The following is a 13,169-nucleotide window of genomic DNA, read 5'->3' on the forward strand; positions in this document are numbered from 1 at the left end:
GTGAGCTCATCATCCAATACAGCGCCTGTTGTGTCTCATCGGCGCCCGGAGCGAAGCGAGGACGTCGATGAGCACTGCGGAGGGGCTCGAGCCATTGGCCGAGGATTGGCAGAAGGCGCTGGCGATTGTGGCGCACCCGGATGACCTCGAGTGGGGTTCGGCGGCCGCGATCGCGCGCTGGACCGGCCAGGGCAAGCAGATCGTGTACTGCCTGCTGACGTCCGGCGAGGCGGGGATCGACGGTGTCGACCCGGCCGAGTGCGGACCGCTGCGGGAGGCCGAGGAGATCGAGTCGGCCCGGATCGTCGGCGTGTCCTCGGTCGAGTTCCTCGGCCAGCCCGACGGCACGATCGAGTACGGCGTACCGCTGCGGCGCGTCATCGCCGCCGCGATCCGCCGGCACCAGCCGGAGATCGTCATCACCGGCAACTTCCGCGACACCTGGGACGGCGACGTGGCGCTGAACCAGGCCGACCACATCAACACCGGCCGCGCGGTCGTCGACGCCGTCCGGGACGCCGCGAACCGCTGGATCTTCCCGGACGCCGGCGACAGGTGGGACGGCGTACGGCAGGTCTGGGCCGCCGGCTCACCCAACTCGCGGCACGGGGTGGACACCACCGACAGCTTCGACCTCGGCCTGCAGTCGTTGAAGGCACACCAGGCCTACATCGACGGGCTGAACCGCGCGTTCGACCCGGAGGAGTTCCTCGAGGGCGTTTCGCGTCCGACCGGCACTCAGCTGGGCACGAAGTACGGTGCGCGGTTCGAGGTCTTCACTCCGTAGGGAGCTCGCGGTACGCGTTCAGGTGCGGAGGCATCGGCTTCGGGTGCCGCGGCTCACGATCGCCGGCGGTGCCCGGGCCGGGCGGGTTGCCCGGGCCGACCCACGAGCGGACCAGCGCGCGACCGCCCTTGCGGGTCATCCGGACCAGGTCGATCTGCTGGACCTGGCCGGCCGGGATCCCGAGCTGGGCCAGGCTCCGGTTCGCCATCGCACACGCGGCGTCGTGCTTGCGCGGCGAGAGGTTCTGCTGGAGGACGATCGCGATCGTCCCGTCCGGAAGGTCTTCGACCCGCTGGAACCGCATGCCCTTGTCGAGCGACCAGGACTTGAGGGCGAGCTCGAGGTAGGCGGAATTGGTCAGTCGTCGATCGGTTTTCGCGCGCGCAACCACTTCGTAACGGGCCATGAATCGATCATCCGTCGCCGGTTTCCGGGAATCAACGAAGTTCGTTGATCGCCGCCGCCACCTCGGTCGGGTTGGAGATCGGCGTGAGGTGATTCGCGTTCGGGATCAGCGTCGGCGCGGGTGCCCCGATCCGGGTGGCCGTCTCGATCGCGTTGCCGCCGTTGGTGTCGAGTGCCCCGAACACGACCGACTTCGGGACGGGCAGGTCGCGGAGCTTGGCGAGGCGATCAGCTGACACGGCCGGGATCCCGTGCGCGGTCATCTGCCAGACCGCCTTCTCGGCGCCCGGCTGCCGGAACGGACGCGTCCAGTCGTCGACGTTCATCGCCGGGCAGTTCGGCGAGCAGACGCTGTTGTAGATCTTCTTGAGCAGCCAGCCCTGGTCGAGCACGAGCCTGAACAGCGAGGTCCGGTACGGCGGGACGATCAGCCACCGAGGCGGTCCCGCCTGCCCGCCGGGCAACGGCAGCGCGTCGCCGTCGAGGAACATGATCCCGGCCATCCGGTTCGGCGCCTCCAGCGTTGCCTCGGCAACGACGCCCGCACCGAGCGAGTGCCCGACCAGGATCGGCCGCGGTTCACCAGGCCCGCCGAGGTGCATCGCGTCGAGGAAGCCGAGCAGCTGTGCCGCGAGATGCTCGATCGTGTACGGCGCTTTGCGCTCGGAGTACCCGTAGCCGGTGATGTCGTACGCGTAGACGCGGTGGTTCGTCGCGAGCAGCGGGACGAGCCGTGACCAGGTGTCGACGGATTCGGCTGCACCGTGGACGAGTACGACGGGCGTGCCCGACGTACCCCAGGTCTCGTAGCGGGTGCTGATATCGCCGGTTTCGACGTACTTCAGGCCGGGCGGCGGTGCGGCGGTCCCGTTGGTGGCGAGGTTGTAGCCGAGCGATGCCGCGGTGACGATCAGCCAGAGCCCGAGAAGTCCCAGGAACCCCCGCCACAGGAACCGTTTCACGCCCCCAGTGTTACAGCAGCAGGATGTTACAGCTGCAGCATGCGCTGCGACTCGGTGAGGACGGCGGGGGAGGCCAGCGACTGCCAGCGCGGGATCTGCTCGGTGAGGAACGGACCGAGTTTGACCGCCCGCTTGGCATCGTTGTCGAGGACGTCGAGCTCGTTGACGATCGTCAGGTCGACGAAGTCGCGCAGGTCCTCGGAGCCGAGCTCTTCCGACGTACCGGTGAAGCGGTCGGTGACCGTGCGGTGCTCGGCGAGGTCGCGCCACGTGGTCTCGCGGTCGCACGCGCCGTACCGGTAGACGATCTGCTCGGCCTCGGTGCCGATCACCGACTCCAGGACCGGGCGTTCGGTCTGCCAGTCGAAGAGGTGGGTGGGAAAGCCGTCCGTCCCGTACGCCGCGTGGGCCAGGCCGGCGATCACCAGCGTGTCGGAGGCGCCGAGAGAGCGCAGGCGCTTGGCGACCCGGTGCAGGTGCACGTACAGGCTTCCGCCCGCGTGGTCGATCTCGTCGGCGCCGCGCACCAGCAGCAGCGAACCCAGGTCCTCGAAAGTGCTCATCTGACCCCTTCTCACCCCGGAGCGGCCAAATCGCTCGAACAGATCAGGGCCTTCGGACCGACCCAGGTCACCCACGGTAAGGCCAACCACCCGCCGCCGCCCACAGCTCCGGCGTGCCGTTTCGGTCACACCCCGTTCATTTCCCGTTCCCCGAGGTCGCGGCCGAGGGTTCGGCAGTCAGGACTTCACCGGACCGCGCCCCGGACCGTCCCCTGAAACCCCGGCTCAGCCATTCCCACCGGCGATGCTGCTGCCGACCATGAATCCATGAGTAACGCTGCAGCCCGCTGGACCTTGATCGCCGTCATGGCAACGATGACCCTGCTCACCATCACGCTGACCACCGCGCTGAGCTAGGTCGTTGCCGTCGGCAAAGGATGCAGGGCGCGCCGGGTCTCCTCGAGGAGCCGATGCAGTAGCGGGTTCGCGGTGTGTTTGGGCCAGATCAGGGCCAGTACGGGGCGGACGAGTACATCGACAGCAACAAGGGTGACGCCGGCGAGGCGTTGCAGGCGCTCGGCGGCGCGGCCTTCGTACTCGCGACTGTCCCTCGCGCTGACCTGCAGTCGGACCTGGTCAAAGGTCTGCGCCCGAACGGTGAGCTCATCGTCCTCGAAGGCAGCGACCCGATCCAGGTCACCGGCCACGCGCTCTCCGAGGGCCGGCTGTCGGTGTCCGGCTGGTACTCCGGGGTTGCACAGGACTCCGAGGACACGTTGAACTTCGCGGTGCTGAAGGACATCCGGCCGATCATCGAGACGTTCCCGCTCGAGCAGGCCGAGGATGCCTGGCAACACCAGCCCAAGGCGAACCTCCGCATCGTGCTCAAGACCCAAGCCGAGTAGATCCCCAGAACCCGTCCGCAACCACCTCACACAGTTGCGGACGGGTTCTGCATTTGCTGCCCGTGGTGATCAGGGAAGGTGACTACCACGGGGAGTCCTGCGTCGGGATCAGGTCAAGCTCAATCGGGTCTGGCTCAGTCCAGGTCGGCGAGAGCCTTCTTGGCGGCTTCCAGCTCGGCCTCGAGCGCGGCCACCTTGGCGGCCTGCTGGGAGCGGGCCTCCTCGATGACCTCGTCGATCGGGGTCGAGAGGTCCTCGTGCAGCTCCTTGGCCGCGCGGGACACCGCGGCCGCGGCAACGGCCAGGTCGCGGGCCAGGTACGTCGTACCCTGCTTGAGCTCGGCGTGCCACTCGCCGTCCGCCGTCCCGGTGACGGTGAGCGTGAGCGTGAGCTCGATGGTCTTCGCCTTCTTGCCGACGGCCTTCTTCGCCGGCGCCTTCTTCGGCTTCGGAGCCTCGACCGGAGCGGACGTGGCTTCAGCCGTTTCGGGCGTCGTTTCGGCCGCGGCCGCCGACGGGTTGACGAGGTCGGGAGTGTCGGCGAGGTCGGACGGCGTCTCTACTGCCAGAGTGTCTACAGTCATCGTTGCGGCGATCTCCTTCTGGGACTGGCGCTGTGTGACTATTAGAACACATGTTCGATTCGTAGGCCAACCAGCTTCACCAGGAAGCGGTCGATCTGGTCTGCCAGCGGCGGGAGATCGGCCTCCGGCTCGTTGATCCGGATCGAGACCGCGCCGTGCACCGCGGCCCGCAGATCGAACGCCACCGCGGTCGCGTCGTCCGCGGGCGCCAGGCCGGCATCCATGCAGGCCTGCACGGCGGCCTTCGCGCGGACACCCAACTCCTCCTTGAAGGCCAGATTCATCCGCCGGTTCAGCGTGCTTTCGTGCAGCACCTTGTAGAGACCGGAGTACTCGCGCACCCACGTGCCGAGGAAGATGAGCCGCGCGCGTAGCCGGCGTACCGGATCGTCTCCGGCGCTGTCCTCGGCCTGCTCGAGGTCGCGGAGGAGGTCGGTCGTGGACTTCTCGAGCGCCGCGAACACGAGCTCGTCGCGGTCGGCGAAGTGGATGTAGACCGACGTCGCCGCGATCCCGACCTCGCGGGCGACCGCGCGGAGCGAGAGCGCCTCGTCGTCACCGAGCTCGTTCAGCATCCGCAACGCGGCCTCGATGATCTCCTGCCGCAGCAGTTCCCCCTGCCCGCGACGGTTCCGGTTCCGCGACGTTCCAGCGTCCATAAAGGCGATTGTATTGCAACGCACGTTGCCTTACAGTCGTAGCACTACAGCTGTTCACTTAAGGATGACGATGAGCGTACACAAGGAACAGATCGCGCCGCCGGAGCTCGACGTGCGGCGGTGGTGGGCACTCGGGGCGGTGGCCACGGCTCAGTTGATGGTCGGGATCGACCTGACCATCGTGAATATCGCGTTGCCGTCGATGCAGCGGGCGCTGGGGATGTCGGATCCGGCGCGGCAGTGGGTGATCACGCTGTTCGCGCTCGGGTACGGCGGTCTGCTGCTGCTCGGCGGACGGATGAGCGACCTGATCGGGCGGCGTCGTGCACTGCTCGTCGGGCTGACCGGGTTTGCCGCAGCGTCAGCGCTTGGCGGTGCCGCGACCGGTCCGGCGATGTTGCTGACCGGACGTGCACTGCAAGGGGCCTTCGGTGCGCTGCTGACTCCGGCGGTGCTGGCGACGCTGGCGTCGTCGTTCCCGTTGCCGGCTGAGCGCGGGAAGGCGTTCGGCATCTACGGGACGGCGATGGGCAGTGCGTCCGGTCTGGGCGTGCTGGTCGGCGGCGTGCTAACGCAGTACCTCGACTGGAGGTGGTGCATGTTCGTGAACCTCCCGATCGCCGCACTGGCAGCAGGAGGTGTCCTGTACGCCGTACGTCCGGTCCCGCGGGCTAGCGGAGTGCGAGTCGACCTAGTAGGTGCGTTGCTGGCGACTGCAGGGCTGATGGCGGTGGTGTTCGGGTTCGCTCGGGCAGAGTCGGACGGTTGGAGCGCGCCGGCGACGTACGCATCGCTGGCAGGCGGAGTGGTGTTGCTGGCGGGCTTCCTGGCTGCGCAGGCCCGCGTGAAGTCGCCGCTGCTGCCGTTGAGGGTTCTGGCGAACCCCAGGCGGAGTGGTTCGTACCTGGCCGTGTTCAGCCTGGCGATCGGCATGTTCGCCGCGCTGTTCTTCCTCACGTTCTACCTGCAGAACATCCAGCACTACTCACCTGTGAAGGCCGGTCTGGCCTTCCTGCCGTTGACGGTGGGGCTGATGGTCGGTGTGCGTGCAGTGAGCCGTCTGCTGGCCAAAACGCCAGTGCGATCCCTCATCTGCCCTGGCCTGCTCACCATCGCAGCTGGGCTCGCACTGCTCGGGCTGCTCAGGGCTGACAGCAGCTACTGGCTGCACGTCATGCCGGTGTTCTTGCTCGTCGGTCTGGGGACCGGATGGGTCCTGATCGCCGCAAACAGCACTGCGACGCTCGGCGCCGGCCCCGACACAGCCGTGGCCGGCGCCATGGTGATGACCTCTCAGCAGGTCGGCGCATCACTCGGGACTGCGCTGCTCAGCACAGTCGCCGGCACGGTCGCCGCCCACTCCGATGCTGTCCACGGGTTCAACGTGGCGAGCCTCGGAGCGGCCGGCTTCCTGTGCGTAGCGGCGGTCGCTGTCTACTGGGTGCTCTCGGAGCGGTCGCCCGACCACTCCAGGTGGAAGCTGCCCTCACGGTCGACGCGCTTGTAGGTGTGCGCGCCGAACAGGTCGCGCAGACCCTGGATCAGCGCAGCCGGCAGTCGCTCGGCCCGCAGCCCGTCGTAGTACGACAGTGCTGCCGAGAACCCCGGAGCCGGTACGCCGACAGTCGCGGCCGCGGCAACCACCCGACGCCAGGCCTCCTGCCCGTTGGCGACTGCTTCCTTGAAGTAGTCGTCGACGAGCAGCGAGGGCAGCGCCGGGTTCCGGTCGTAGGCCTCGGTGACGCGGTCCAGGAACCGCGCCCGGATGATGCATCCGCCGCGCCAGATCTTGGCCATCGCGCCGAGGTCGATGTTCCAGTCGTACTCCTCGCTGGCTGCCCGGATCGCGTCGAAGCCCTGGGCGTAGGCCACGATCTTCGACGAGTACAGCGCGTGCCGTACGTCGTCGATGAACGCCTGCCGGTCGATGTCCAGCTTCGCCTCCGCGGGCCCGGGCAGTACGCCGGCCGCCGCCTCCCGCCGTACGACGTCACCCGACAGGGAGCGGGCGAACACGGCCTCGGCCATGCCGCTGACCGGGATGCCCAGGTCGAGCGCGGACTGTACGGTCCAGCGGCCGGTGCCCTTCTGCTCCGCCTGGTCGAGGACGATGTCGATGAACGGGCCGCCCGTGGTCGGGTCGGTCTGGCTGAGCACCTCGGCCGTGATCTCGATCAGGAACGACTCGAGGTCGCCGGTGTTCCAGTCGCGGAACACGTCGGCAAGCTCCGACGGGTTGAGGTCGAGCACGTGCCGGAGCAGGTCGTACGCCTCGGCGATCAGCTGCATGTCGGCGTACTCGATGCCGTTGTGAAGCATCTTCACGAAGTGGCCGGCGCCGTCCGGACCGACGTGCACGCAGCACGGCTCGCCGTTCACGTGCGCGGAGATCTTGGTCAGCATCGGCTCCAGCGCCGCGTACGACTCCGGCGAACCGCCCGGCATGATGCTCGGGCCGTTCAGCGCGCCCTCCTCGCCGCCGGACACGCCGCTGCCGACGAAGTGCAGACCCTTCTCCTTCAGCGCGCTCTCGCGGCGCCGGGTGTCGAGGAAGTGCGCGTTGCCGGCGTCGACGACGATGTCGCCCTCGTCGAGCAGCGGCACCAGTTCGTCGATGACCGCGTCGGTCGGCGCGCCGGCCTTCACCATGATGATGATCTTGCGCGGCTGCTCCAGCGACTCGACGAAGCCGGCCAGGTCCGTCGACGGGACGAAGTCGCCCTCGGAACCGAACTCCTCGACCAGCGAGTCCGTGCGGGCCTGGGAACGGTTGTGCAGAGCGACGCTGAACCCGTTGCGCGCGAGGTTCCGGGCCAGGTTGCGACCCATCACCGCGAGCCCGGTGACACCGATCTGGGCTTTGGCAGAACTCATGGAATCTCCCGCAGTCTCAAGTTGTGTGCGAGGTCCAGTCTGCTGCCCCTGGCAACCCCGCCGTCCAGCGGGTGCCAGCTCGTGGACAGCTGGACCTTAGGCTCAGGTCGTGAATCCTCTCGAGTCCCGTCGTACCGCGCTCATCCTGATCGACCTGATGCCGCGGATCATCGCGCTGGACACCGCGCCCTTGAGCGGGCCGGTTGTGCTTGAGCGGTCCGTCGCATTGGCCGCAGCGACGCGGGCGGCGGGCGGGCTGGTGGTCAATGTGCGGGTCGAGCGGCCTGGCGTCGAGGTGCAGCCGGAGGGGAGCGCGTTCGCGCCCGAGGTCGTGCCGCAGCCGGGCGACCTGGAGATCGTCAAGCGCACGATCGGCGCCTTCGGCCGCTCACCGCTCGACGCCGAGCTCCAGTCCCGAGGCATCGCCAACGTGGCCCTCACCGGAATCGCCACCAACTTCGGCGTCGAGTCCACGGGCCGGGCCGCGTCCGATCTCGGCTATGAGACGTTCTTCATCACAGACGCAATGACCGGCCTGGACGCAGCGTCACACGAGTTCGCGGTCTCGCAGGTCTTCCCACGCGTCGGCGAGGTCTGCACCACCACGGAGTACTTGAACGCACTGAAGTAGCCCGCACTACGCGAAGAGTCTGGCGTTTTCCTGGACCCAGGTTTGTAGGGTGCGGGCTGGTTGGCCGGTGACTTCTGGGACCGTGTTGTTGACGGAGGTTTCGTCGATGGTGGCGTCGGCGAAGAAGGATTCGATGGCTTCGGCGTACGGCGCGGGCATCGACGCGTGGAGCGCGTCATGGGTTTCCGAGCGGCTCATCGGGTACGCCGTTAGCGTGCGTCCGATGCCCTCGCCGAGGATCGCCACCTGCTCGACAGGGGTCAAAGCGACCGGGCCGGTGAGTCGCAGTACCTTGCTGTCCGACGAGCCCTGCAGGGCCTGCACGGCAACGTCTGCGATGTCACGCGGATGGATGGTCGACACTGCGACGTCGGGGAACTGCACCCGCACCTCGTCGCCGGCGCGGAGCTGGTCCAGCCAGCGCAAGGTGTTCGACATGAAGGAGTTCGGGCGTAGGAAGGTCCACTCCAATTTCGCCGCGCGGACCGCTTCTTCGGTTGCATGGTGGTACGCCGCGACCGCGTTCGTCAGCTCGCCGTCGAGGGAGCTGCTCGACAGCACCACGACTTTCCGAACCCCGGCACCTACCGCATTCGTGAGTAATTCCTCGAGGCGGTCGTAGCCGCTCAGCAGGAAGATCGCGCTGACGCCGGTCAGCGCGTCCGCGAAGGTGTCCGGCCTGTTCAGATCGCCAAGAACCGGCTCGATGCCGTCCGGCAGGGTGGTTGCGGAGCGGATCAGCGCCCGCGCCGGGATGCCCTGTTCTGCAAGCGATTGCACGACCGCGCCACCCGCGTTGCCGGTCGCGCCCGTCACCAGGATCGTCATAGCTCGCAGCCTGCCATATCGAGGGCCGACCGCAGGCAGATGCCCGGGTCGTCCTCGTGGTAGATCCGTTCGTCGGGTTCGATGTTGTCGAGGAAGCGCTGGTACATCAGCGCATACATGAGCGGGCCCAGCACACTCATCGGCCGGAGCGCGCGCAGCGGCTCGCAGCCAGGGAGCTCCCGCCGCCAGGCCGCTGACCACACCTCGCGCGCATGCTCGCGTTTCTCCGCCGGCAGGAAGTCGTGCAGGCGTCTGATGTCGGTCGCGGGGTGACCGACGAACGTGTCGGCCCAGTCGACGATCACCCGATGCGTACCGTCCGACCGCCAGTTCCCCGGATGGAAGTCCCCGTGCACCAACGAGATCGGCAACCCCGCGGACTCGAGCTCACCGACGATCGATGGCAGCCGATCGACCAGCTTCACCAGGCCGCTCACCTCGTCGTCGGACAAGTCCACCCGCGGAATCAGCGCCGTGACCTGATCCGCCAACTCGTCCGGCAACAGCCGAGGTGCGTCGAGCTCGTCGACCTCCTCGGCGAGAGCAGCCTGCACCGCGACCCAACGAGGTACGACGCTCTCGACCGACGCCCGGTCCGGCTCCCAGCAGTCCGTCCCCGGCGCGTGGGCGAGGAGCGACCAGCGGTCGACACGCGACGTCGCAAGTACGGCCGGCGCAAGCGTCTCGTCGTACCGCAGGACGTGCTCGATGATGTCAGCGTCGATACTGCCGAACCGGCTGGTCGCCTTCGCCCACGCGCCCGGAAACCGCACCAAACACGACAGGTTCCACGTCTTCACCTGCACGGCGTCGACCGGTCCCACCACGTCAGCCGCCCATGCGATGAGCCGCGCCGGTCCGCCGGCCTCCGCCCAGGTAGACCGAAGAGGTTGCGCCGCGATGATCGAATCCCAATCAGGCAACGGCGTCTCATCGAGTACGCCGGGACGCGGCTCGCCCATCGCCTCGACGTGATACACCACCCGCCCGCCACGTCCGATCACAGCCTCGTCCGCATGTACCAGCCGCAGTACGAACGTCGGAACGCCCAGCAGCTCATCGAGATGCCGGGTGATGGCCTCGACCTCGGACCACCACCCAGGCTCCACGTCGAACGTCGGCGCCCGGCCGACGTACCGGGCGCCAACGCTCACCAGGGCCTCTACTGTCTTGAATTCCACCGGCCTACTGTCGCGTGATCCGGTGCCAAGTGCGAGCGCCCGACTTCAGTACGACGTCGGCGCTGAGGTCGACGGACGCCGCCGGATCATCCGTTCGTACGCCGTTGATCGTCACCGCGCCCTGCCGCAGCAGGCGACGCAGCTCGGAGTTGCTGTCGTCCGGCCGAGCCGCGCGCAGCAGGTCGAAGGCGGTCACAGCCGAACCGGCGACCACCACCGAAGGCATCTCCGCAGGCTGACCGCGATCCGAGAAGGTCTGCCGGAAGGCGGCCAGCTCTGCGCGGGCAACGCCCGCGCCGTGGTACCGCGTGACCACCGCCGCGGCCAGCCGGAGCTTCGCGTCGCGAGCCGCCGGACCACCGGAGGATGCGGAGTCCGCGAGAGCGGCGACCGTCTCGAGAGGCAGCTCGGTGTAGACCCGTGCGTACGGCTCGACCAGTTCGTCCGGGATGCTCATCAGCTTGCCGAACTTGTCCCGAGGGCTGTCGGTCAGCCCGATGTAGTTGTTCAGCGATTTGGATTGCTTGGCCCGACCATCAATTCCGGGCGTGATCGTCGTCGTGATCACCACCTGCGGCGGCGCGCCCAGCCGTTGCTGGAAGTGCCGTCCCAGCTGCTCGTTGAACAGCTGGTCCGACCCGACGATCGTCAGATCGCTCTCCATCGCGAAGCTGTCGTAGCCCTGCAACACCGGGTATACCAATTCGTGGACGGCGATCTCCCGGCCGGCGGCGACCCGTTCGCGGAACATGTCCCGGCTCATCAACTGCGCCTGCGTCACCTGCGCGAACAGGCTCAGCAGCTCGGCCACCGGCATCCCGTCGTACCACTCGGAGTTCCGCCGTACTTCGAACACCTCGGGGTCGGTGCGCAGGACCAGCGAGACCTGCTCGAGGAACGACGCGGCGTTCGCATCGATCTGCGCAGGCGTGAGCACCGGACGGGTCTCGGAGCGGCCGGTCGGGTCGCCGACGCGGGTGGTGAGGTCGCCGAGCAGGAACACGACCCGGTGCCCGAGGTCCTGCAGCTGCCGCATCATCCACAGGTTGACCGCGTGGCCGAGATGCAGATCCGGCGCGGTGCAGTCGACGCCGTACTTGATCCGCAGCGGACGTCCGGAGTCCAGCCGCTCGCGCAGGTCGTCTGCACCGATGACCGTGTCGGTCGTACGGCGTAATCGCTCGATCACAAAGTTCACGTGAGGGTTCCTCTCAGCGGCGAGGCACCGCCAGTGCCTCCGGCAACGGAAAGAGGCAGGAACCGGACGGTTCCTGCCTCGGAGGCTCTGGGTGGAGCGAGTGCGGGTACTACCGAATACCGGCTCCTCCCAGAGCCGGTCGATATGCCACACGTCGCTTGATCACACGCTCACATTAGCAGAGCCAACTAAGCTCGACCGCGTGAGTGACGAGCGGGTAGTGCTGCTGGACGAGGACGGGCGGGCGATCGGGACCGAGGCGAAGGCAACGGTCCACCACGCGGCGACGCCGCTGCATCTCGCGTTCTCCAGCTACGTGATCGACGCGGCCGGTCGCGTCCTGCTGACCCAGCGAGCATTCGAGAAGCCCACCTGGCCTGGTGTCTGGACCAATAGTTGCTGCGGGCACCCGCTTCCGACCGAGCCGGTCGAGCAGGCCGTACGGCGACGGCTGGCCGACGAGCTGGGGATCGTCGTGGACTCGGTGGACCTCGTGATGCCCGAGTTCCGGTACCGCGCCGAGATGCCGACCGGCATCGTCGAGAACGAGATCTGCCCGGTATACCGAGTCAGGTGGACCGGCGACCCCAGGCCGAACCCGGCCGAGGTCGCGGCGTACCGCTGGGTCGAATGGGACGAGCTGCGCGACTTCCCCGACCTGTCGCCCTGGTGCCTGCTCCAACTGGACGTGCTCAGCACGCCGCCGGCCGACTGGCCGATCGCCGATCCGACCCGCCTACCACCCGCCGCCCAGGTCTAGCTCCAGAAGATCGTTGTGTACGGCGACAGCCGCCGTGCTCGCATGACCCGCTGCCCCGATCGCGAGCAGCGCCGGCGCCGCCGTCGTACCGACCGCGTAGACGCCAGGCACCGTCGTACGCCCGCCCTCGTCCGCGACGACAGCGCCGTCGGCGACCTGGCAACCGAGCCGCTCGGCGAGATCGCTCTGCTGATGCTGACGCACCACGACGAACACCCGCTCCGGCGCGAGCACCTCTCCGCTCTCGAGCACCACCCGAGGCGCTGACACCTCAGCGACCCGCTCGGTCCGGACCTTCACCCCGGCCACGGACAGCCGCTCGAGCTGCGCGTCGGTCAATGCGTCTCCGTCCGTGCACAGCACGACGTCCGAGCTCCATCGGCTCAGCAACAAGGCCCGCGCAACCGAGCGATCCGGCGCACCGCGCATGCCCAGTTGCACAAGCGGCTGATCCCGCACCTCCCACCCGTGACAATGCGGGCACGCCACCACCGACCGCCCCCAACCCTCAGCCACGCCGGGCACATCGGGCAGCTCGTCCCACAACCCGGTCGCCAGCACGACGGCCCGAACCGGCACCCCGTCGACCACGAACCCGGCATCGTTCACGGTCACGTCGTCGACCCGTGCGTCCCGGATCTCAACGCCGTACGCCGCGACCTGCCGACGCCCGGCTGCGAGCAGCTCACCCGGCGCGGGATCCTCCGCGCCCAGATAGTTGTGCACATGCTCCGCCGCCCGGTTCCGTGGCTGCCCGTCGTCGAACAGCACGACCCGCCGCCGCGCCCGGCCCAACGTCAACGCCGCCTGCAGTCCCGCCAGGCTCCCACCGATCACCGCTACGTCCATGTGATCAATATACGAGAAGATTCGTCTCATACTCTAAAATTGG

Annotated in this window: 15 protein-coding genes; 5 read left to right on the top strand and 10 right to left on the bottom strand. The window is 68.0% G+C overall.

The features are described 5' to 3' along the window. Window positions 1–67: 67 nt before the first annotated feature. On the top strand, window positions 68–787 hold the full coding sequence (locus EV645_RS17780) for a PIG-L deacetylase family protein (RefSeq protein ID WP_130445001.1): 720 nt from the start codon (window positions 68–70) through the stop codon (window positions 785–787). Here EV645_RS17780 and EV645_RS17785 read toward each other — a convergent pair. From EV645_RS17785 to EV645_RS17795, 3 genes are read right to left on the bottom strand one after another with little or no spacing between them, the layout of a single operon-like run. Then, window positions 777–1,193, bottom strand: coding sequence for a hypothetical protein (locus EV645_RS17785; protein ID WP_130445002.1), 417 nt, complete (start codon window positions 1,191–1,193; stop codon window positions 777–779). The genes EV645_RS17780 and EV645_RS17785 overlap by 11 nt on opposite strands. Window positions 1,194–1,224: 31 nt before the next feature. Beyond that, window positions 1,225–2,154 carry an alpha/beta fold hydrolase gene (locus EV645_RS17790; RefSeq protein WP_157997092.1) on the bottom strand — a complete coding sequence of 310 codons (930 nt, stop codon included), beginning with the start codon at window positions 2,152–2,154 and terminating at the stop codon, window positions 1,225–1,227. A gap of 26 nt (window positions 2,155–2,180) precedes the next feature. Continuing rightward, window positions 2,181–2,717 carry a DUF6817 domain-containing protein gene (locus EV645_RS17795; RefSeq protein ID WP_130445004.1) on the bottom strand — a complete coding sequence of 179 codons (537 nt, stop codon included), beginning with the start codon at window positions 2,715–2,717 and terminating at the stop codon, window positions 2,181–2,183. Window positions 2,718–3,148: 431 nt separating this feature from the next. Between EV645_RS17795 and EV645_RS17800 the strand changes: the two genes are divergently transcribed. Further along, a complete protein-coding gene (locus tag EV645_RS17800; protein ID WP_130445005.1) occupies window positions 3,149–3,562 on the top strand; it encodes a zinc-binding dehydrogenase in 414 nt (137 codons plus the stop codon). A 134-nt stretch (window positions 3,563–3,696) separates the two neighbouring features. Here EV645_RS17800 and EV645_RS17805 read toward each other — a convergent pair whose 3' ends face one another. Further along, window positions 3,697–4,146 (bottom strand): DUF6319 family protein, encoded by a 450-nt coding sequence (locus EV645_RS17805; RefSeq protein ID WP_130445006.1) that lies wholly within the window; start codon window positions 4,144–4,146, stop codon window positions 3,697–3,699. 41 nt (window positions 4,147–4,187) lie between these two features. Then, window positions 4,188–4,805, bottom strand: coding sequence for a TetR/AcrR family transcriptional regulator (locus EV645_RS17810; RefSeq protein ID WP_130445007.1), 618 nt, complete (start codon window positions 4,803–4,805; stop codon window positions 4,188–4,190). 70 nt (window positions 4,806–4,875) lie between these two features. Here EV645_RS17810 and EV645_RS17815 point away from each other — a divergent pair, with 70 nt between their 5' ends. Then, window positions 4,876–6,312: an MFS transporter gene (locus EV645_RS17815; protein ID WP_198681665.1), complete on the top strand. Its 1,437-nt coding sequence runs from the start codon at window positions 4,876–4,878 to the stop codon at window positions 6,310–6,312. Here the strand turns inward: EV645_RS17815 and gndA are convergent. Further along, on the bottom strand, window positions 6,240–7,679 hold the full coding sequence (gene gndA / locus EV645_RS17820; RefSeq protein ID WP_130445009.1) for an NADP-dependent phosphogluconate dehydrogenase: 1,440 nt from the start codon (window positions 7,677–7,679) through the stop codon (window positions 6,240–6,242). The genes EV645_RS17815 and gndA overlap by 73 nt on opposite strands. A gap of 109 nt (window positions 7,680–7,788) precedes the next feature. On the opposite strand from gndA, the gene EV645_RS17825 reads away from it, so the two are divergent. Continuing rightward, complete coding sequence (locus EV645_RS17825) at window positions 7,789–8,310, top strand: isochorismatase family protein (protein ID WP_198681666.1); 522 nt, start codon at window positions 7,789–7,791, stop codon at window positions 8,308–8,310. A gap of 6 nt (window positions 8,311–8,316) precedes the next feature. On the opposite strand, the gene EV645_RS17830 is transcribed toward EV645_RS17825, so the two are convergent. The 3 genes from EV645_RS17830 to tyrS are packed head-to-tail and all read right to left on the bottom strand — an operon-like array spanning window position 8,317 to window position 11,517. Continuing rightward, complete coding sequence (locus tag EV645_RS17830; RefSeq protein WP_130445010.1) at window positions 8,317–9,138, bottom strand: NAD(P)H-binding protein; 822 nt, start codon at window positions 9,136–9,138, stop codon at window positions 8,317–8,319. Continuing rightward, window positions 9,135–10,319 carry an aminoglycoside phosphotransferase family protein gene (locus tag EV645_RS17835; RefSeq protein WP_130445011.1) on the bottom strand — a complete coding sequence of 395 codons (1,185 nt, stop codon included), beginning with the start codon at window positions 10,317–10,319 and terminating at the stop codon, window positions 9,135–9,137. Before EV645_RS17835 ends, EV645_RS17830 begins: the two co-directional genes overlap by 4 nt. A 4-nt stretch (window positions 10,320–10,323) precedes the next feature. Next, entirely contained in the window at window positions 10,324–11,517 is a 1,194-nt protein-coding gene (tyrS, locus tag EV645_RS17840; RefSeq protein ID WP_130445012.1) for a tyrosine--tRNA ligase, read from the bottom strand. 202 nt (window positions 11,518–11,719) lie between these two features. On the opposite strand from tyrS, the gene idi reads away from it, so the two are divergent. Next, window positions 11,720–12,277 (top strand): isopentenyl-diphosphate Delta-isomerase, encoded by a 558-nt coding sequence (idi, locus tag EV645_RS17845; protein ID WP_130445013.1) that lies wholly within the window; start codon window positions 11,720–11,722, stop codon window positions 12,275–12,277. Here the strand turns inward: idi and EV645_RS17850 are convergent. Beyond that, window positions 12,254–13,126 carry an NAD(P)/FAD-dependent oxidoreductase gene (locus EV645_RS17850; RefSeq protein WP_157997093.1) on the bottom strand — a complete coding sequence of 291 codons (873 nt, stop codon included), beginning with the start codon at window positions 13,124–13,126 and terminating at the stop codon, window positions 12,254–12,256. The two genes, idi and EV645_RS17850, sit on opposite strands and share 24 nt — an antisense overlap. Window positions 13,127–13,169 lie beyond the last annotated feature (43 nt).

Origin of the sequence: Kribbella rubisoli (assembly GCF_004217145.1) — a bacterium.
Classification (GTDB): Bacteria; Actinomycetota; Actinomycetes; order Propionibacteriales; family Kribbellaceae; genus Kribbella; species Kribbella rubisoli.